The sequence below is a fragment of the Desulfoluna sp. genome, assembly GCF_030145185.1.
Classification (GTDB): domain Bacteria; phylum Desulfobacterota; class Desulfobacteria; order Desulfobacterales; family Desulfolunaceae; genus Desulfoluna.
The window spans coordinates 1-19,930 of the sequence record NZ_JAQYWB010000068.1 but is presented as its reverse complement, the minus strand read 5'-3'; the positions used below and the strand labels follow the sequence as shown (position 1 = coordinate 19,930).

The 19,930-nt window shown below is 54.4% G+C and carries 13 protein-coding genes and 1 CRISPR repeat array; of the genes, 6 read left to right on the top strand and 7 right to left on the bottom strand.

Annotated features, from left to right (window positions below; all coding sequences use genetic code 11):
* Positions 1-471: 471 nt before the first annotated feature.
* From Q1Q75_RS18230 to ilvE, 3 genes are all read left to right on the top strand, one after another.
* A complete protein-coding gene (locus tag Q1Q75_RS18230) occupies positions 472-951 on the top strand; it encodes an Lrp/AsnC family transcriptional regulator (RefSeq protein ID WP_300673596.1) in 480 nt (159 codons plus the stop codon).
* A gap of 248 nt (positions 952-1,199) precedes the next feature.
* Entirely contained in the window at positions 1,200-2,018 is an 819-nt protein-coding gene (locus tag Q1Q75_RS18225; protein ID WP_300673594.1) for a TrmB family transcriptional regulator, read from the top strand.
* A gap of 229 nt (positions 2,019-2,247) precedes the next feature.
* The gene (gene ilvE / locus Q1Q75_RS18220) at positions 2,248-3,105 is read left to right on the top strand and encodes a branched-chain-amino-acid transaminase (protein ID WP_300673591.1); all 858 of its coding nucleotides are present in this window, start codon (positions 2,248-2,250) and stop codon (positions 3,103-3,105) included.
* 1,055 nt (positions 3,106-4,160) lie between these two features.
* On the opposite strand, the gene Q1Q75_RS18215 is transcribed toward ilvE, so the two are convergent.
* The 3 genes from Q1Q75_RS18215 to Q1Q75_RS18205 all read right to left on the bottom strand — a co-directional run bounded on the left by Q1Q75_RS18215 (position 4,161) and on the right by Q1Q75_RS18205 (position 8,167).
* A complete protein-coding gene (locus Q1Q75_RS18215) occupies positions 4,161-4,655 on the bottom strand; it encodes a nuclear transport factor 2 family protein (RefSeq protein ID WP_300673588.1) in 495 nt (164 codons plus the stop codon).
* A gap of 207 nt (positions 4,656-4,862) precedes the next feature.
* Positions 4,863-6,902, bottom strand: coding sequence for a DUF1365 family protein (locus Q1Q75_RS18210; RefSeq protein ID WP_300673585.1), 2,040 nt, complete (start codon positions 6,900-6,902; stop codon positions 4,863-4,865).
* Positions 6,899-8,167, bottom strand: coding sequence for an FAD-dependent oxidoreductase (locus Q1Q75_RS18205; protein WP_300673582.1), 1,269 nt, complete (start codon positions 8,165-8,167; stop codon positions 6,899-6,901). Before Q1Q75_RS18205 ends, Q1Q75_RS18210 begins: the two co-directional genes overlap by 4 nt.
* 868 nt (positions 8,168-9,035) lie before the next feature.
* On the opposite strand from Q1Q75_RS18205, the gene Q1Q75_RS18200 reads away from it, so the two are divergent.
* From Q1Q75_RS18200 to Q1Q75_RS18190, 3 genes are all read left to right on the top strand, one after another.
* Positions 9,036-11,096: a hypothetical protein gene (locus Q1Q75_RS18200; RefSeq protein WP_300673579.1), complete on the top strand. Its 2,061-nt coding sequence runs from the start codon at positions 9,036-9,038 to the stop codon at positions 11,094-11,096.
* Positions 11,097-11,242: 146 nt separating this feature from the next.
* Complete coding sequence (locus Q1Q75_RS18195) at positions 11,243-13,312, top strand: alpha/beta fold hydrolase (RefSeq protein ID WP_300673577.1); 2,070 nt, start codon at positions 11,243-11,245, stop codon at positions 13,310-13,312.
* A 300-nt stretch (positions 13,313-13,612) separates the two neighbouring features.
* Positions 13,613-16,012, top strand: a complete 2,400-nt coding sequence (locus tag Q1Q75_RS18190; protein WP_300673574.1) for a histidine kinase — start codon at positions 13,613-13,615, stop codon at positions 16,010-16,012.
* A gap of 13 nt (positions 16,013-16,025) precedes the next feature.
* On the opposite strand, the gene Q1Q75_RS18185 is transcribed toward Q1Q75_RS18190, so the two are convergent.
* The 4 genes from Q1Q75_RS18185 to Q1Q75_RS18170 all read right to left on the bottom strand — a co-directional run bounded on the left by Q1Q75_RS18185 (position 16,026) and on the right by Q1Q75_RS18170 (position 18,856).
* Positions 16,026-16,376 (bottom strand): DUF5320 domain-containing protein, encoded by a 351-nt coding sequence (locus tag Q1Q75_RS18185; protein WP_366945254.1) that lies wholly within the window; start codon positions 16,374-16,376, stop codon positions 16,026-16,028.
* The gene (locus tag Q1Q75_RS18180; protein ID WP_300673568.1) at positions 16,363-16,767 is read right to left on the bottom strand and encodes a hypothetical protein; all 405 of its coding nucleotides are present in this window, start codon (positions 16,765-16,767) and stop codon (positions 16,363-16,365) included. Before Q1Q75_RS18180 ends, Q1Q75_RS18185 begins: the two co-directional genes overlap by 14 nt.
* Before the next feature lie 524 nt (positions 16,768-17,291).
* A complete protein-coding gene (locus Q1Q75_RS18175; RefSeq protein ID WP_300673565.1) occupies positions 17,292-18,614 on the bottom strand; it encodes a sigma 54-interacting transcriptional regulator in 1,323 nt (440 codons plus the stop codon).
* A gap of 8 nt (positions 18,615-18,622) precedes the next feature.
* Entirely contained in the window at positions 18,623-18,856 is a 234-nt protein-coding gene (locus Q1Q75_RS18170; protein ID WP_300673562.1) for a hypothetical protein, read from the bottom strand.
* 798 nt (positions 18,857-19,654) lie between these two features.
* Positions 19,655-19,888: a CRISPR direct-repeat array (repeat unit 32 nt; unit sequence GTTTCAATCCACGCTCCCACGCGGGGAGCGAC).
* Between the last annotated feature and the right edge of the window lie 42 nt (positions 19,889-19,930).

Here is a 19,930-nt window from a genome sequence, read left to right as displayed (position 1 = left end):
AAAGTTTGACAAACAGGTTTTTATGAGGGGACTCGATAAATTTATCTTTGAAGGCGGATGCAATTTGACCCGACAAGTCCGCCTGCGCCCACGTCTGTGCGTCACCATTCAACCAACATCAAAGAGGGAATCCGCAAAGGGCTCTCCAAAATCAGGCTTCATGCCTCCGTGGCCCTCTTCCCTGTTGATGACTCGGCCTGTCCTATCGTTTGAAGAATATAGCAAAAAAGATCTATAGGTCCCGCCAGGGGCCTGTCGTTTGACTTTTCCCAAAACCTATTGTCTATCCTCCATGACCTGCTTTTCTGCCTGATTCCCTTCCCTCACAAAGAACTCTCAATTTAGCATTTCAGGGTTAAATTCATTCTGATATGATATACCGACCTGAAGGGTCACACGCGTCAATCATGCCGCGCTGATCAAATATATTAAACATTGGAAATACCGATTTCCCGCACAGAAGGATTGACCATGAAATCACAACTCGACGCCACGGATCGAACCCTGATCAAACAGCTCAGCCTCGACGGCCGCATGCCGGTAAACAAGCTGGTGGAGCACTTAGGCGTCACCCCGCCAACCCTCTACTCGAGACTCAAGCGCATGCTCAACTCAGGGGTTCTCAAAATCGCCGGGCTCATCGATATTTTTAAAACAGAAGACCTCATCATGGCCATCGTGGGAATGAAAATCACAGACGGAACCAAGCTCGAAGAGAGACTGGAGCAATTTTCAGCGCTCAAGCAGGTCCATTCAGCCATGGTGGTGACCGGCCGATTTGACATTTTCCTTGAGGTCGTCGTCCCGGAAATGCCTGCCCTTTATGAATTCATGACCAAAGACCTTCCCGCGCTGGGTGATATTGAAAACTGTGAATCCTTTGTGGTGATGAAGGCCAAGAACAAATGGGTGCTTCCCAAAAGTACCAACGACTGGTTCGACCAGGTCTGAAACCAAACCGACAGCAGAAACAAAGGAAGCGGATCGCTTAACACGATCCGCTTTTTTTAGGCAATGCCCAAGGGAAGAGTCACCTTTAAACCTCACCGATGAATCAATTTTTCACCCCGGGTTCCCGGGGGAGCATCCCAAAACCACACGCAACCGGACCGGTATTTATAGCCAAAAATTCAGCATTATAAATACTTGGCCCCACTTTTTTATTGACAGAAAATCCGGGAAAAATCATATTAACTACCATGGTAGTTAATAACATCATCCAACAGATCACCTCGCTGGGATTTTCCGAATACGAAGCCAAGGCCTATGTGCATCTGCTTTCCGTGCAACCGGCCACCGCCTACGAGCTGTCCCAGACATCCGGCATTCCATCGTCCAAGGTCTACGAGATCCTGGGACGCCTTGTGGAAAAACGCATCGCCTTTGTGGAAGGGGAAGGACGCAAAAAAAAATACGTAGCCATGCCACCCGACGAGTTCGTGGAGAGTCGACGCAGCGTCTTTGACCGAACCGTTCACTCCCTTGAAGAGGGGCTGAAAAAAATCATGGTCAAAACCGACGACGTCTCCTTTATCTGGAACATGACGGAATACGACTTTCTTCTGGATAAAGCGCAACGGATGATCGAAGGCGCCGAAGAGACTCTCCTCCTCTCCACCTGGCAGGAAGAGCTCTCCCCCCTTATCGCCCCCCTGACACAGGCAGAGGCCCGAGGCGTCAAAATCGCCACCGTCCATTTCGGTGAAACCGATGAAACCACAGGCCACATCTTCGAGCACCCCATCGAAGACACCCTCTTTGAAGAAAAAGGGGGGCGTGGCTTCGTTCTGGTCGTGGACGCCAAGACCGCCATTGTTGCCACCATCACCGACGGAAACCACGTGGAAGGAGCCTGGAGCCTCAACCAGGGGTTCATCACCCTGGCAGAAGACTACATCAAACATGACATCTACATCATGAAGATCGTCCACCGATTTGATGACCTGCTCCTCTCCACCTTCGGCTCGCGCTACCAGCATCTGCGAGACATTTTTAACGACACCGCTTTAGCGCCTTGAAAGCAAAGGAACAGGAAGCCTCCGGCGGCAAGGTGTGCCACCTTGAAAGCAGGTTTCGAATGCTCTCATCCTTCGTTCCTCAGGGTGTTCACATTCGCTGATAACATCGACTGTGGCCAAAGATACCACCCACTTTGTTTGCAGTTAAAACCTGTTTATCAAACCCAACTTTAAAATTCTGAATCGTTACTTTTAAGCAACAATCCGTTATCAAACCAAGGAGATTTCCATGCAAATATACATCGACGGCACCTGGGTAAACAAAGAAGACGCCAAAATCTCGGTCTTTGACCATGGGCTACTCTACGGAGACGGTGTTTTTGAAGGGATCCGCATCTACGGTGGAACAATTTTCAGGTTGAAGGAACACGTGCGCAGGCTCTATGACAGCGCCAAGACCACCCTACTCACCATCCCCATGGATGAACAGGAGATGGCGGCCCTCCTGTGTGATGCGGTAGCCAGAAACAAAAAAACCGAGGGCTATATTCGGCTGGTGATTACCCGGGGCGTGGGGGATCTTGGCATCAACCCGGCCACCTGCCCCAAAGCCTCTGTCATTGTCATCGTCGACGACATCAGCCTCTACCCGGCCGAGCATTATAAAAACGGCATCAAGGTGATCACGGCCTCCACGCGCCGGAACAGCCCGGACGCCATCGATCCCAGGGTCAAATCCCTGAACTACCTCAACAACATCATGGCCAAGCTGGAAGCGCAGCAAGCCGGGTGTCTTGAGGCGATTCTCCTTAACCGTGAAGGCAAAGTGGCCGAATGCACCGGCGACAATATTTTCTACATTCGAGACGGGGTCCTCATCACCCCTGCCTCCGATCAGGGTGCCCTGAAAGGCATCACCCGCGATGCCGTCCTCGAAGCGGCAAAAGAGATCGGCATGGAGACACGCGCCACCGCCACCACCCTTTACGATCTCTACACCGCCGATGAGTGCTTTCTCACCGGAACCGCCGCCGAAATGATCCCCGTCACCACCATTGACGGGCGCTCCATCGGAGACGGCAAGCCCGGCCCCGCCACCGCAAAGGTCCGCGCTGCGTTTCAGGCGCTAATACAAAAAGAGATCTAAAAAACGGTTTATAGTGCCTGGTTCTTCGTTCTTCGTTTAATGTATTCGCTTCGCCCATGCCGTTTATAAAGGCCGGAGCGAGGCGACTCCTTAGCCCGAATACTTCATGAGAAAACGATTCTGCTGCAGTAATAAAGCATTATTACAGGTTATTACTGTGAAAAAAACTTGCCTCCGGTAGGTCACTTTTTTAAAAAAGCTCCCGTCTTCGCCTAAAGGCGACGCCGTGGCAAGCCTCAAAAACTTTTCGGTCGCAGCACCCTCTTATTCACAGCCATGGGTTCCCTATTCATTCCAGGCTCCAATGCCACCAACACGGGTGATATTACGGCGGCATCAGGATGGGCGCCCATTTAATATCAAAGCGCGAAGCGTGCCCATCTGGCAATCGGGAAACCCACAACGATGAAATTTACATAAATTTCGATGACGCAGCATCTTTCCCCGGCGTAATCGGTTACACCCGCATGTAAGGCAGGGATGAGAATCACAGATTGCGGGGTTTCACGCTTGGAGGCGGAGCCCGGAAACAAGAGAATGAAGAGGCTACACGACGGCTCCCGCCTGGGCGCGCCGTGCTCCGCCGCGGCTTTTTTTGATGGGGCCTTGGCCCCAGCCCGAACCACCTTAACAACCAAAACATGACTCGCATTCGGTATCACGCCCCAACGAGCGACGCCCTCCCATCGGTATCGCATGAATGCCGCGACGGAGCACGGCGCGCCCGAAAAACAGCCATCGGGAAACCCACAACAATGAAAATTACATAAATTTCGATGACGCAGCATCTTTCCCCGGCGTGATCGGTTACACCCGCGCCAGATGGGCACGGCACTACCTTTGCCCATCCTACAGGTTTCCAACAATTACAAGCGTACAGAGGTTATGTTGCACCAAAACCTACCCATTGATCACTCAAACATGGCTGAGGAAAGATGGTAATCAGAATAATAAATGATACGTAGAGGTTGCCGATAGTGTCGGGGGCCCACACTCTTTTTAAAACCTGTTTGTCAAACCCCGCACGTAAAATCGGCAAAAGTTTGCCCCCCCCCTCAAATCCGCCGCTTAATCCACCGAATGAGGCTCCCCAGAACCGGCACCGGTTCCAAGATCAAGCTGGTGTCCCAATAATCCTGATGAAAAATCACCTTGCCCTCACCATTAAAACGGACATGAGACATGCCCGGAGCCACGATCGTCTCGTCCTTATTTCGTTTCAACGTCAGGTGCATCACCCACCGAAAATAGTATTCACCCCGCCGTCCGACCCCATCTTCAATATCAAAAACGCACAGCTCAATGGCCTCGGTGCTGCTGATAAAATACGACTGGATCTCAGGGAGCCCCCTCACCTCTCGAATCCCATCACGAAAATAGGCGTTCTCCGCATAGACCCCGCCAGCCATGGACTCGATCCGCTCTCGAGAGAAAACAGCATAAAAAGCCTTAAATCGCTCCAGCGCATCCGTCTCCTCCACCGAGCCAGGAACCATAAGGGCCCCTTTCACCGGCACGGTGCTCGCCAATGCCTCGTCATAATGGCTCATGGTTTCACTCCCTGGCGTGCTGCAACCTGATACCGCGACCATGAGGCAAAAAGCCGACAGAAATACCCAGACACTTGGTTTCATGAAAAATTTCCTTGTTAAAAGCGGGGCTGTCTCTGGTTAAAGTTCGGGGAAAAACGTGCCTCCGGCGGCAAGGTGTGCCACCTTGAAAGCGGGTTTGCGAATGCTCTACGGCTATCGGAACTCTCAGTCCCTCGCATCTGCATTCGCGTGATGGCTGAGGGGTAGCGACGGACATCGCAAGGACTCCCTGTTCTGATTTTTCGGGCGGGTAAGAACCAGCTGCAGGTTGGCCAGGGCGCGTTCGGCAAACTGGGCTTCGCAGCTGGCAAGGTAGAAAAGCCACTTGCGTTTAAAGGTCTCATCAAACCCGAGGGCGGGGAGTTTGTCTGCGTTGGCCATAAAACGATCCCGCCAGAGTTCGAGGGTCCGGGCATAATGGGGGCCGATATTCTCCAGGTGCTCCACAATAAACGGAGACGAGCGGGTCATGGCCTGGCAGAGCACGGACAGAGACGGGAGATGCCCCCCAGGGAATACATGCCGCTGAATCCAGTCTTCATGGGTCCGGTAGTTGTCATACTGCTGATCCGGCACGGTAATAACCTGAAGGGCCACGACCCCGTGGGGGGCCAGCAGGCGATCACACTGGCTGAAAAAAGCACCGAGATAGGCATGACCAACGGCTTCAAGCATCTCAATGGAGACAATTTTGTCGAAGGTGCCGCTCATCCGCCGATAGTCCTTTAAGAGCAGCGTGATACGATCTTCCAGGCCCGCCTCCCGAACCCGTAGCCTGGCATAATCAAGCTGAGCCTGAGAGAGGGTAATCCCGGTCACACGGCACCCGGTTCGGCGGACCGCTTCCACAGCAAAGGAACCCCATCCGCACCCGATCTCCAGTACGTGATCGTCCCGGCAAATATCCGCCCTGTCGATGAGGTGATGAAGTTTGGTTTTCTGGGCGGTTTCCAGCGACTCCTCCGGCCCCCCATGGATGGCCGCCGAGTAGGTCATGCTCTCATCGAGAAAAAGAGCAAAAAAATCGTTGTTCAGATCGTAATGACGCCGGATGTTCTTCCGGCTTCCGAGCAGGGTGTTGTGGCGCGCCCGGTCGGTAAGACGCCCCACCGCATGAACCAGCCGCGCCAGGGGAAGGTGGGAGTCGGTTGCCGTGTCCATATTACGAATCAGGATTCGCATTAGCTCCGTGGGATGCTCACTGGTCCACAGCCCCTCCATAAAACCCTCACCCAACCCGATATCGCTTTCCAGAACCACGCGAGAAAAGAAACGGGGATCGGCGATGACAAGATCCGCCTCCAGCCCCTTTGACGCCTCCCCGTATACACGCACCTCCCCTTCTGGAAAGGTTACCGTCAGGCGTCCATGGCTGACGCCGCGGAGCAGGCCTTCCACCCGGTTGCGGCAAAATCGTTCAAACAGGGTCGCCCCCTTGCGCCGAACGGTTCGGGGGCTTCGGGGCGTGGGCCGATCATGGTAGGCCAGCCCCTTTCCGGCAAAGAGCCGAAAGGCCTCGCCCAGAATACGGGGCACGGTTTTCCACGGCATCAGGGGATGCTTCACAAGGGTCATCCATTGGTTGGCAGGTGTCAAAGGCAGGCTCTCTCCCCGAAAAGATGCCGACAAAACCATCTCTCCGTCACGTATCAGGTGAATCTGAATATTTACATTTCGACCCGGTGCCGAGACATAAAAACGATAATCCCCCGTCATGTCATTAAATGGAGAAACATGAAAAGCCTTGGGGGCGGTATAGACCACTGGGAATCCGGTGCCCCCGTCCTGCCGGTCCGTCAACAGGTAGAGATGCCTGTCGCCAAAGGTGTTGTTCACCTCTGCCACGAGGCACACCGGACTGTGATCGGCGGCAAGGCAATAGTAAAAACTGACGGGGTTGAAGATGCGATTAAAATAGCTCGGTGAGGTGATGAGGATGACTTTTTCGACCCGGGCATCACACCCCTGATCTTTCAGGTAGCCAAACAGCTTCTCCCGCAGGCCGCCCTGGCCGCTCTCCAGATATCGATCATCAAAAAGGGAGACGGGGCGCAGCCGGTTGTAACCGAACAGGGGCAGGCGACGATCCAGTTCTGCCAGTTCATCCAAATCGAACGCGTAAAGATACAGTGGATACCGGAACCGATGCCTGACAGGGGTTCGGCGCACATGCTCGACCACCCCCTTGACAATGGACGAATTCACAACGACCCTCCCAGGGCCGTGGCCACATCCACCGCCGAGCGGACCGCGTCTTCGTGAAATCCATAGCCAAAATAACTCCCGCAAAAATAGGTGTTTCGATCCCCATTGAGCCCCTTGAGTCCTTCCTGGGTGGCCATCGACTCAAAGGTAAACAGCGGGTGCTCGTAGGTCAGCTCCCGATGAATGGCCTTCGGCGAAATCTCCTTTGCGGGGTTCAGGGTCACGCACCAATTTTCACGGGCCGTTAAGCGCTGCAGACGGTTCATATCATAAGTCACCGTGATGGGGTCCCCGGCGCCGGATCCCGCCTCACGGATGGCGTTCCAGGATGCCCGGGCCCGGAGCTGAGACGGCAGCAGGGAGTCATCGACGTGAAGAATCACCCGGTTGGCAGCGTACTGCCAGGGAGAGAGCAGCCGCCTCTCTTCGGAAGAGGGATCTTCAAGCAGTTTAAGGGCCTCATCCGCGTGGGCTGCAACCACCACCCGATCAAAAAGTTGGGAGCGTCCATCTTCCGTGGTGACTATCCCCCCCTCTTTCGTTCGGCGAATGCCTTTCACCGCCATCCCCTTCTCAACACAGCCGCGAAACCCCTTTAAAAACGCCTTCACATAGGTATGACTGCCGCCTGCCACCACAGACCACTGGGGAGGGTCTCTCAAGGTCAACAACCCATGATTTTCATAAAACCGCACAAAACTCTCCATGGGAAAGGCCATCATCTGGGTATGCGAAGCCGACCAGATGGCAGAGGCCATGGGAAAAACAAATTGATCGGCCACGGCCTGCGCCACCCTTTCTCTTTTGAGGTAATCCCCCAGGCTGATCCCGGAAAGTCTCTCTTCAGCCAAATCCTTTTGCATACGCAGCATGAGGCCGTGCACCCCATTTAAAAAGCGCCAGAAGGAGGGTCGAAAAAAATTACTTCGTTGAGCAAAAAGAGTATTGAGATTAGAGGAGGCATACTGCAGACCGGTTCGACGGCAGGTGTAGCTGAAGGACATATCCGTTTTAAGGAGCGACACCTCCAGACGGGCCAGAAGCCTCGTGAAAAGGGGATATGTCCTGTTGTTCATCACAATAAAACCGGTATCCACTGCCGTTCCGGCGTCGGGGCCGCGGTCTACCACCACCGTGTGGGTGTGGCCACCGATGTACCCGTTCTTTTCGTAAAGGGTGACCTCGTGCTGGTCCTGCAGGAGACAGGCCACCGTGAGTCCTGAGACCCCGGCACCTATCACGGCTGTTTTTAGCGAAGTTTTCATGGGCGGGTCCTTTCTGGAGAGGCGGGAAATGACATAATTTTAACCCATTGTTTCCCAAATATCAATGCCTTGAAAAACACAATGGCTGCCACAGGACGCAGAAAAACTTTCGCGAAATCGGGTTTCATCCTATTTACATTCAGAGATATACGTTACTAACTTTACTTTGAGCGCTATCCCGGATATTCCATTATAAAGCGGTTCATGCTCAATAATAAGATTGTCATTACAGCCAGTTACTGTGAAAAATTTAGATATATGTAAAACAAAGAATGTAATACACGTTTCCTGCTCGATTTTCTCACCCTTCGGGCTAACCCGGATATTTCATTAGAAAAAAATCAGGAATAAGGAATAATTCGTAATGACAGTTCCTTGCAGTCATATTTTTAGTCGTTTCAAAAATGCAAAATGTAACCCACGGTATTCTGTTTGATTTTCTCACCCTTCGGGCGAGCCGAGTGCACCCATCTTCTGCGTTATGAAAGCTTTGAGGTCAACCACTACATCTGCAGCTCTGATGCCTTGAATATGAGCGCACTCGACTCGTGAAATATCCGGGTTAAGCCATCCCAGTTTTCCGGATACTGGATTCGGAATAGTTGCAAGAAGCACTTTATTTTATTCAATCTCAACGCGACGAACATATCCAAAGGTAAAAACTGTCCCGCTACATGGAAGCGTCCTTGTTTCCGCTCCCGACACCATCGCCTATGCGACGTGACGAAAGGGTAACGAGACGCAACCACCGCAATTGAACACCAAGCAGTACCGGCTGGCCCGTGTACGGGTATTTTTACAAAAGGCAGGCAAATCGGTTGCTTGTGTTTGCCGCGTTGGGGTCAATTCACACAAATGGAGAATGATTATGACCGCATCGCAACCTGTTCGGGAAAAAAATCTTCCGGCCCAATCAGCCCCTTCAACGACTCGCGTGATCAAAACAACGGAGGTCAAAAAAAAGCAACTGATCAACGCCCTCAATCACATCAACTTCAAGGAGGAAACCGTCACTCTCGTCTTTCACGGCGCGTCGCCCGAAGGCTCAGTGAGCCTTGAGGCGACTCCCATGCCGGTCCTAAGTGATTATCCGGCCTTTCGGTTTCTTCACCCCCCGGCCCCCAGCCTGAATTTCGACGGATTAACCGGCCTCATCATCCCCGATGGGACCGGGCAGATCCATGCCATTCCCACGCTTCACGCCGCCACGCAAAAGGGGCTCAGCATTGCATTGCCTGAGACCGGCCAACGGCTCCAGGGGGCACCTTCAGATGCCCGCACCGCCGAGGGAATCCGGGTACATTTCCACCAGCAGGGGCTTGTTTTCAAAGGCGCTCTAACCGCACTTGAGCCCGGTTTCTTCCAGGTGAGCCTGACGCCGTTGAGTTCTCATTACCTTATGGGACTCACCCCGGAGAGGGACTTCACCCTCCTCTTCCTCAAGAATAAAGCCAACCTCTTTGAATCCGGGGCCCGGCTGATTGAACAGGAACGCATAGGCGATTCCATCACGCTCACCTTTCAACCTGTGGAATCCATCGCCACCCATCACGATAACGAACGCTTCGGGAAAAAAGCGTTTGAAATGATCCCGGCACCGGATTTTCAGTTTTCCCATCCCCTGACCCGCAGCCTGCAGACCCTGGCCATCGATTCCCTCTCGGCCGTGGGGCTGGAATTTACCCTCCACGGGGAGAGCCTGCCTCTGCTCCCTGGCATGAGGCTCGACCCTGCCGCCATTTCCCTGGGCGACCTGTACACCCTGCCGTTAACCGCCCAAGTCACCCGGTGCCAAACCACCTTGGATACAAAAGGCCTGCCACAAACCCGTTGCACGGTCTATTTCCTCGACATCGAGCTTGAAACCCATCGAAAACTTCAAACCATGATTCACAAGGCAGAAGATCGCAATGTTCGGCTCAGCACCCCGGTGGATGCCGATGACCTGTGGCGATTTTTCTTTGAGACAGGCTTTATCTACAAAAGCAAATACCGTCTTTTTCTTAATAATAAGGAGAACATCAAACAAACCTACCACGCCCTCTACTCTGCCCCCACGGAGATCACCCGGCACATGACCTATCAGGATAAAGGACGGACCCTGGGGCACATGTCCATCGTACGATACGCCGAAAGAGCCTGGCTGATCCATCACCACGCCGCCCTGAAAGCCGGGGGCATCAAAGTGGGCCTGGGAATCCTGAGCCACATGCTTCACTTCTTCTACGATACTTTCTGGCACCACCCCATGGGGATGGATTACCTGATCTGCTATTTCCGGCCTGAAAACCAATTCCCAAACTTCTTTTTCAATGGCTTCCGGGAGCACATGGCCAACCCCAAGGCTTGCTCCACGGACCTGTTTGCCTACCTCTACTTCCGCGGAGAACCAAAAAAAGCAATGAACCTGCCTTCCGGATGGTCCCTTTCCCCAGCAACGGAGGAAGATGTGGACACCTTTGCCTCGCACTATGAGGCCACCTCCGGGGGGATGCTCGTGGACGCCCTGGATCTCTTTGAACACCACGCCCCGGCCGAGCATCTCGCCGCCCGATTCCGGGACGCCGGCCTGAAAAAAGAGAGGGAGCTCTGGGCCATTCGGCACAACCATCGCCACGTGGCTCTTTTGATCGTGAACACCTCCGATGTCGCCCTGAACATGTCGGATCTGACCAACTGCATCAAGGTGTGCATCACCGAACCAGAGTTGCTGCCCAAAGAGGTGCTCACCATGGCTCTGAACCGCTTGTCAGACGCCTTTCACAACGCCAAGGCGCCCGTGCTGATCCACCCCCTGACCTGGGCGGAAGAGACGGACTTTCACTTTCAGAAGCAATATTACTTCTGGGTGTTCAACGCCGACCATCGTGATGACTACATGCAATACTTTTTCGATGTTCTCAAACTGACCCGTCCCCAGGCCTCATAAAAGGAGACACACCCATGAAATCAATTTCAGGCACCCCGAAAGAAAGGGGCCAGGACACGATCACTCCCAACACCGTGCCCCCTGTAAAAAAAGCGGCACCGACTCAACACACAACCCCACACAAAACATCAAGGAGACCCCTCAGCATGACCACCCCAGAGACAACACCGGCACCCACTCTCGAGACCCTTGACCCCCTCACCCTCCAGGCACGTGCCCTTGAGCTGCCCTTGAAAACCACGGTGCGCCACGCCAGCGCATCAAGAAAAAATGGCGAAAGCGTCTGGGTACAGGCCCGTAAAGGTGATCTCACCGGATACGGAGAAGGGTGCCCCCGCGACTACGTGGCCGGTGACGATCTTCTTTCAAGCCTTGCCTGGGTCAACGAGACGTTCGCCGCTGGCCCCTGCCCCATCCATACGCTGGAAGAGCTGGTTCAATGGGTCCCCCAAAACCAGTCCCTCATTGACACCTACCCATCGGCCTGGTGCGCGGTGGAGATGGCCCTTCTGGATCTCTTCGCCCGGGAAAAATCGGTCTCCGTCGAAGCCTTGCTTGGCCTCCCCACAGACCGCCGTCACAGCCGCTATTCAGCCGTTCTGGGCAATGAAAAACCTTGGAAATTCAAAGGACAGGCCGACCTTTACTTCATCAAAGGGATGAGCGATTTCAAAGTGAAGCTTTGCGGGGACATGGCCAAGGACCAGGAAAAACTGACGAGCCTCTCGGCCCTGGCCGAGGAACATCAGGCAGGGAAGATCCGGATACGTCTGGACGCGAACAACCTCTGGCAGGAGGATGTTGCCGGCTCAATCGCTTACATCCAGGCACTGAAAGGTGATTTTTTTGCTGTGGAAGAGCCCCTGCGTGCCGGCGATGCAGACGCCTTAAGTCAGTTTGCCCTTGAAACCGGGCTGCCGGTTATTCTGGACGAGAGCCTCTGCACCGAGGCAGACCTTGCCAGGTATCGAGACCTTCCCGGCCGGTTTATCGCCAACATTAAAATTTCACGCGTGGGCGGGCTGCTTCGGACTCAACAGCTCATGAACACCCTCAAACGCATGGGCTGGGACATCATCATCGGCTGCCATGTGGGGGAGACCTCTCTGCTGACCCGATGCGGACTGGTGGCGGCCGCCATGGCCGGAGATGCCCTCATCGCCCATGAGGGGGCCTTCGGTGACTACCTGATGGACCGTGAACCCGCCTCCCCCATGCTGACCTTCGGCCGGGAAGGCGCCCTTAACCTGCAAAGTCCCTATTACCTTAAAACAGTCCAGGGATTATTGTGTGTCCAGCCGGAGACCTGGAACGCAGGCCTCGGGATCAAGGGCCGAATGCCGGAGGCCCACGCGGAGGGTGAGCCCCGTATCGCCTCCCTTACCATGCCCGATGACTACCCGATTCACTACCGCATCTGGGGAGAAGACAAGGGAGACGACGTCATCCTGATTCTCCATGGAGGAATGAGCCACTCCGGCTGGCAGGCACCCCTGGCTCAAGCCCTGCAGCGACATCGGCCAAGCCTCACCGTCATGGCCGCCGACCGCAGGGGATGCGGTCTCAACCCCACCCGGGGTGACCTGGGCACACTCCCTCTGGTCATCGACGATGTGGTACGCCATGTGGCCTTTCTTCAACGCTCCTTTACCCGAGTTCACCTCGCGGGCTGGTGCCAGGGAGCCCAATACGCATCCATCGCCGCAACCCGCCTGGATCGGAAGCCGGACAGCCTGATCCTCTTAACCCCGGGGTTCTTCTGGAACGAGCGATTTCGCTCCGTCATTCGCATCGCCGAAGACGTGATGATGGAGATGATCTCGGAGTTCCACCTCAAACCGGAGAGAGATCATGCATGCATCCCCATTCCCATGGAGCCGGCTGATTTTACCCTCGAAGAGAAATGGCTTGATTTAATCGACAATGATCCATTGAAGACAACCAAGATCACCCTGAAATCGGCCAACATCATGGATGAAATCCAGGAACTCTCCTGGCGAGCCATTCTGGTCAACACCTGCCCCACCCTGGCCATTCTGGCGACCCATGACCGGATTGTGGATAACAGAAAAGTCAGGGAGTTTATCGGCCATCAATTTTCCGATACCGGTACAAACACCCTTGATACCATCGACACGGCCCATGCCGCCCAATTTGAAAAGCCAAATGAACTGGCTCGGCAGATCTGTCGTTTTCTCAACAAATGCTCACACTAAAAAAAGGTAGATAAACAAAGGGCCTCCTGCAGAGGGCCATCCACCCTTTGCAGGAGGCCTCACGTCGTCAATTCGCCCCTCCCTGATACTTCTTTTCGTCATCCTGCCTTGAGCCGTGATCAACGAACACAAGAAAGACTTGACCGACCATGTTAATACTCTTTAATATAATCAAATTTACTACCCGTACCTGGCATCGCATCACGAGCAATCAATTTTAGAGACATAGGCCATCGTCATAAAACCGTTAAAGTGATGCCCAGGATCCACTGCCCCCCCCCCCACAGATGGTACAAGGTAATGATGTCAAATCGTATAAAAACCGGAGACAAGGAATTAATCACCTCGGTCTGTCCCTACACCGGCGTCACCACCTATACACGTCCTGAGTGGACCGATGTCATCTTCGGGACGAATTATTCGCTGTCCATCACTCTGGTCGGAGATCGTATACTCTCCGTTCGGGTCAAAGGATATTCCACCCGGGACGTCGTGGCCGAGTCCACTGATTTTACGAAAAAAATTATCGAACATCGCTGGGGATTAAAGAAAGAATTTTTCTATATCGGGGATTTTACCGGCATCACCGGAATGACAAAAGATGCCAGAAAATATTATGTCGACTATCTCAACAACCTTCGGCAAATCAAAGCGTTCATCCTCTGCACGCCATCACCCTTCATCATGCTGGCCGCAAAGCTCACCAAACGATTAAATCTTTTCAATTTCCATGTGACCGTAGAAAACGATTACTCTTCCGCCGTTAAACAAGCGGCCTGGAAAGCACATAAAGAGCTGGCCGTCCCAGTAAAGAGCCACACCTCTCTCGAAGCCTCCAGGGTTCCGACCGTATCCAAGCCCCCCCTTTTTTCTGCTGGGACGATCAAGCGATGGGCCTGCGCCGCACTCCCTGCCCTGAACAAGCAAAAAAACGTCCCGGTTTCACTGACACGATTCACACGAGAGGAGTGGAATCCCCAGTTTGAAGGATATTCCATCAAATTCGAACTGATCAACGACAACATCATCCATAAAGTCTCGACCGGATATTTAAGCGTGGAGCACGTCGGACCGGCGTTTGCTACCCAGGAGCGCATCCTCAAAGCCTGCGGTCTTTCCGGTCACCCCTACTTCCTGATCAACGGCATTGAGGAGCTCACGGGCTCGTCTTTGAAAGCAAGGAAACAATATGCCCGTCTTTTTACCGGGTGGATCGAAAAATATCCCGAACTCTCCGGGCTGATCGTCTACGGTGCAAACCGCCTGCTGCGATCTGGCCTGACCATCGCGATGTACACCAGCCCCGTCTCCATCATCTTTGCAGAAAGCTTTGAAGAGGCCATGGCCATTACCCGCAGGCGAAGCCCACATGCCCCCCGCCTTCTGCCCCGAATATTCCCCGGTAAAGCCAACCGCAAGAACACGGTCCAACACTATGCCGATGAACTCAACTGCTTTCTCGGGAATATCGATTGGGAAATCGAGGGAAGCGACGAACTGCCAGGGAAAAAAAGTGACGATCATCCATTCAAAACGGTCTATGACGCCATCTCTCTGATCAAAACGGATATTGATGAACTGTTTCGCGAGCGGGAGACGGCTCAAGCGGCCCTGCGGGAGAGTGAAGAGGTGGCCCGGGCTCTTTTAAATGCCACCAGCGACCTCGCCCTGCTGATGCAATCCGACGGCACCATCATCGCTGCGAATCATGCCGTCACCACCTTCCTCGAAAAAAACCAGCTGGCATTAAATGAAAAACAGATCACTGACTTTCTTCCGCAATCGGCCGTTCAAGAGGCATGCGCTCATTTAAAGGCGGTGGTCGACACAGGGGCGCCAGCCCATTTTGAAACCCGGCTGAGCAATCACTACTACCAGAACACCATCTACCCATTGTTTAATGCAGACAAAAGAGTGGACCGCGTCGCCCTTTATTCACGGGATATCACCGGGATTAAGGAAGCGCATGAACAAATCCACGGACTCACCCAGGAGCTGATCAAAGCCCAGGAAAACGAGCGCACACGCATCGCAAGGGACCTCCACGATAACGTGGCCCAGGATCTGGCATCGCTGATCATCCGAAGCGATACTCTGTTTGATGATTGCAAAGAGATCTCCCCCGACGTAAGACAGCGCACCAAAAAATTCTCTGACGTTCTGAAAAAAACCATCGCCTCCATCCGGGACCTGGTCTACGACCTCAGACCTCCGGGCCTGACGCAAATGGGGCTGGTCAAAACCATCGATCAGTATTGTGTTGAATTTTCGAATAAAAATAACATCGAGATCGATTTATACACCGCCGGCCTTGAGCGGCTTCACCTGCACACGGACACCAAAATAAACCTGTTCCGAATTCTTCAGGAGGCCTTGAACAATGTCGCCAAGCATGCCGACGCCACCCTTATCAAGGTCCGCCTCCTCGGGTCTCATCCTGATATGATTCTGCGCATTGAAGATGACGGCTGCGGCTTTGACCCTGCGGTCCGCATGGTCACTGCGCTGAAGGAAAAAAGGATGGGCCTCAAAAGCATGGAGGAACGGGTCAACCTGCTTTGCGGCACCTTGGCCCTTCATTCCAGAGAGGGCTCGGGCACCCGCATCGTGGTCAAATTTCCGTACAATCAGGAAACCGGGTGTGAGGAAGAAAACCGGGAACGGTTCCTTGCGCAATCGTTCCCGTCTTCGTCCTCATAACCCTTTAAGTCCGTTAAGACTCGTCAGAAGGGGTATTTGTCGGAGCGACCGGCATTTGGCCAGGCATCTGGCCTTGACCTGCACCGTAGCCCATGCCATTTCGGCACCGGCCTCCGCGACCACATCCACCCCGGCCACCCCGGCCACCTTGGCCGCCTTGTCCACGGCCTCCCATTCCACGGCCTCCCATCCCCTGGCCTTGACCAACTTGGCCCTGAAAACCTTGGCCCTGGCCTCCTCGACCGCCGAAACCGGCCTGATTTCCAGCCGCTGGGGCTGTCTGATTGTTCTGTCCGCAAGGGCCAGTTCCCCAACCCGTTTGCGGTCCTTGTCCTGTGGGTCCTGTTCCATTACCTCTTGGCATGGCGCCCTCCTTTATGTTGATGTTGTCCATTTCCGCATCCGTCCCTCCTCCGCCGCCTTCGACCACATCCGGGCATCCGATACATTTCAGGTATCGTCCCGGTGTCGAGGCGCACTGCAAGTAAGGACTCTGCATCGCCTGCGAGAAAATCGTGGATCACGATCCCCCCTGCCTCCAGCATCATCCGGATCGGCCTTGAGACGGCCCCACAGATCAGCTCGGAGACCCCGGCTGTGACCAGCCAATGAATCTTTCCGGCCGGATCCTCCGGAACCCGCTCTTCAACCCGGCGCATCACCCGGTCCCCATCCAACTCCACCAGGAGCAGGGTAGTTCCCACGTCAAACACCGGGGCAATCCGATTCTGCCATATGCAGAGTGCGATTATCATCGCAGACCTCCTTTTTATGTCTGGAGATATTGCATGAACGGTGCCAAAGTTACTTTTTTACATGCAAAATACTGATATAGTAAAATATAAATACAACAAGCCAGCAACAAAGACGCGCCTAAACTGTCGCAATACTGCGTCACACACCGTCGCACCCGTCGCAAAAACGCGACACTTTCGAGGGTCGACTGATAGCCATCCCGTCCCTCTGTAAATCACCGGCGGAATGTGAAGCCACCATCTGCCCAACGGTTCACCCGGCAGCCCAGGCAGGGACTCGACGTTTCGCCCCTTGCAACAAGGTGAGCCACCTTGAAAGCTGTTCCGACAAACAGCCTGCAACGGAGCGCCGCACTCCGGTGCGGCTTTTTTCGTTGGCATGATCCCATGCCGCACCGGAGTGCGGCGCTCCCGGATGCCCGGGTCTTCAAATGGGCATGTCAACACGCTATGGATCGAAACACATTCGCAAACCCGCTTTCAAGGTGGCTCCACCTTGCCGCCGGAGGCAGACTTTTCTTTTTTCACTTCTCCAACTTGGCCAGCTTCCGAATCAACGTGCTTCGATGAATACCCAGAATTTTGGCGGCAGCGGTGCGGTTGCCCTCGGTGCGGGAGAGGGCGTCCCGGATCATTCGGATTTCGGCTGCATCCCTTCCGGACACAAGGCCTACGGCCTTTTTCTCCCCTGGCCCCGGCGTCTCCATTAAGTATTCCGGTAAGATCTCATCGCTGCCGGTCAGGACCACCGCCCGTTCGATGCGGTTCTCCAGTTCCCGAACATTCCCCGGCCAGTCGTGGGCCAGAAGTCGCTCCATGGCCGCGGGGTGAAGGCTCACCTCTTCGTGACCCGCCAGTCGCCCGAACCGCCGGGCAAACCTCAGAGCCAGATCCGGGATATCCTCTTTCCGCTCACGCAGCGGGGGCAGGTGAATCCGGATAACATCGAGCCGCCACAACAGATCCTCCCGGAACCGTCCCTTTCGGACCAGAGCCGATAAATCCTGGTGGGTGGCGGCGAGAAACCGGGCATCGGTGGTCTCGGTTCGCCCCGTGCCCAGGGGTTCATAAGTCCGCTCCTGCAACAGCCGCAGCAACCGGACCTGAAAAGCCGGTGAGACATCCCCGATCTCGTCCAGGAAGAGGGTCCCTCCCCCGGCCTGGCCGATCCGGCCCTCCCGCCTTTGATCCGCGCCAGTAAAGGCCCCCTTCTCATGCCCGAAGAGCTCGTTTTCAATCAAGGTATCGGGAAACGCCGCGCAATTCAGCGCCACAAAAGGCGCCGAAGCCCGAGGTCCTGCCCCATGAATGGCCCGGGCCAGCACTTCCTTGCCCGTCCCCGACTCCCCCGTGATGAGCACCGTGCTCCGGCTCGCCGCCACCTTGGGGAGCATGGCGAAAATCTCCTGCATCTTCGGGCTCCGGCTGGAGAGATCCCCGAACCGCCGCATGGCTTCCCGGAGCCGATCCGTCCCCGCCGCCTCCCGAAGGTCCCGAAAGGTCTCCGCCGCCCCCAGCACTGCCCCGTCCGCATCCCGCAAAATAGCCGTAGAGAGCCGCACCGGAACCCGCTCCCCATCGGCATCCACAAACCACGCCGGGATATCAAGCAGAGACTTCCCCTTCGCCATGGTTTTCCGCAAAGGACACCCTGACTGACACAGACTCGCCCGCAACACCTCGCAGCAGGGCCGCCCCAGGGCCTCCTCCCGATCCACGCCGGTGATCTCCTCCGCCGCCCGGTTAAAACTGGTAATCCGCCACGCATCGTCCACGGTGAACACACCGTCGGAGATGCTCTCCAAAATGGCTGAAGTCATGGGATCTGTGGGGTGGGTTGGGGTCATGGGAAACCTTACGGGTAAAAAAACGTTCTTGGTGATAGGGGATTGGTTCTTCGTTCTTGGTTCTTGGTGCTTGGTGCTTGGTTCAATGTTGCCGCTTCGCGGCAGGCCTGTTTGGGAACGTGAAAAAACAAAAAGCCTCCGGCGGCAAGGTGTGCCACCTTGAAAGCAGGTTTGCGCATGCGAGGGAGCTCACAATGCGTCACAAGCGCAGGAGCTGTGGGAACCGGTTCTTCGTTCTTCATGCCTGGTTCTTCGTTCAAGGTATTCGATTCGCGAATGGCCATTTAAAGAACAAGAAAAAATCATGGCGACCAACCGCAGTGTGTCTTCACCCGTCGCTTTTCGCCTATAGCTTTTCGCCTTTAGCCTTTAGCCTTTAGCCTTTCTTACCCTTTAGCCCCCCGTTTTGAGCATATGCTCATATATAATCTTCATGAAACGAGGTGACAAGAAGAAAGACATGTGCAGCCCCATTCCGACAGACAAAAACACTTTAGCCACAGATAAACACAGATGTCCACAGATGCGGCTGCGCCGCTGAAAGCCGAAAAAATGTTCGTGTAATGGGAATAATATAAGAAGTGGAACGAGCCAGACCGATATCCCGAGCCGTCAGAAACCTTGGCGATGCTGACCGAAGAGAGGCTATAGGTGATGTAGGCGTCTTCTATATTTGCCATCCAATTGATCTCGGGCCTCCCGAACGTTCCCAGGCTTAACCCACCCCGAATGATGCTGTCTTCTGCCTTGTCGGGGAGGACGTAAATCCGAAGCGGGTTCACGCACTGCAACGCCAGGGAAACCGTCCGGCCCGGATCGTCCATCATCACCGGGATCCGCATGAACTCGTCGTTCACCAATTAGGGACTGAAGGGAAAGAGACTGAATCGACCAAAAGAGAAGCCTCCAGGAGCGCCGCACTCCGATACAACTTTTTCGTAGTCGCGCGTTTAAAAAAACAAAACCCAGGTCCATTCATGATCCAACACAAGCCCCCACACCAAACAGCGCCATGCCCTTTTTTATACCCCCCATATAACGTTTCAATCCACGCTCCCACGCGGGGAGCGACAAGCCATACTCACCAGGGCGTCTTCCATGTTGTTGTTTCAATCCACGCTCCCACGCGGGGAGCGACTTGGTGACACATGACCACCGCATATTTCCACCTCTTGTTTCAATCCACGCTCCCACGCGGGGAGCGACCTCAAAATACGATAATTGGTGCTGTCATTACGGGTTTCAATCCACGCTCCCACGCGGGGAGCGACATGCAATTTTGACGCTGGTGTAGACGAGTATTGTGTTTCAATCCA

What these genes read in the sequence shown, in the direction of transcription:
- Q1Q75_RS18230 (WP_300673596.1), top strand. Translation starts at nt 472, where the DNA reads ATGAAATCACAACTCGACGCCACGGATCGAACCCTGATCAAACAGCTC.
- Q1Q75_RS18225 (WP_300673594.1), top strand. Translation starts at nt 1,200, where the DNA reads ATGGTAGTTAATAACATCATCCAACAGATCACCTCGCTGGGATTTTCC.
- ilvE (WP_300673591.1), top strand. Translation starts at nt 2,248, where the DNA reads ATGCAAATATACATCGACGGCACCTGGGTAAACAAAGAAGACGCCAAA.
- Q1Q75_RS18215 (WP_300673588.1), bottom strand. Translation starts at nt 4,655, where the DNA reads ATGAGCCATTATGACGAGGCATTGGCGAGCACCGTGCCGGTGAAAGGG.
- Q1Q75_RS18205 (WP_300673582.1), bottom strand. Translation starts at nt 8,167, where the DNA reads ATGAAAACTTCGCTAAAAACAGCCGTGATAGGTGCCGGGGTCTCAGGA.
- Q1Q75_RS18200 (WP_300673579.1), top strand. Translation starts at nt 9,036, where the DNA reads ATGACCGCATCGCAACCTGTTCGGGAAAAAAATCTTCCGGCCCAATCA.
- Q1Q75_RS18195 (WP_300673577.1), top strand. Translation starts at nt 11,243, where the DNA reads ATGACCACCCCAGAGACAACACCGGCACCCACTCTCGAGACCCTTGAC.
- Q1Q75_RS18190 (WP_300673574.1), top strand. Translation starts at nt 13,613, where the DNA reads ATGATGTCAAATCGTATAAAAACCGGAGACAAGGAATTAATCACCTCG.
- Q1Q75_RS18185 (WP_366945254.1), bottom strand. Translation starts at nt 16,376, where the DNA reads ATGCCAAGAGGTAATGGAACAGGACCCACAGGACAAGGACCGCAAACG.
- Q1Q75_RS18180 (WP_300673568.1), bottom strand. Translation starts at nt 16,767, where the DNA reads ATGATAATCGCACTCTGCATATGGCAGAATCGGATTGCCCCGGTGTTT.
- Q1Q75_RS18175 (WP_300673565.1), bottom strand. Translation starts at nt 18,614, where the DNA reads ATGACCCCAACCCACCCCACAGATCCCATGACTTCAGCCATTTTGGAG.
- Q1Q75_RS18170 (WP_300673562.1), bottom strand. Translation starts at nt 18,856, where the DNA reads ATGAAGAACGAAGAACCGGTTCCCACAGCTCCTGCGCTTGTGACGCAT.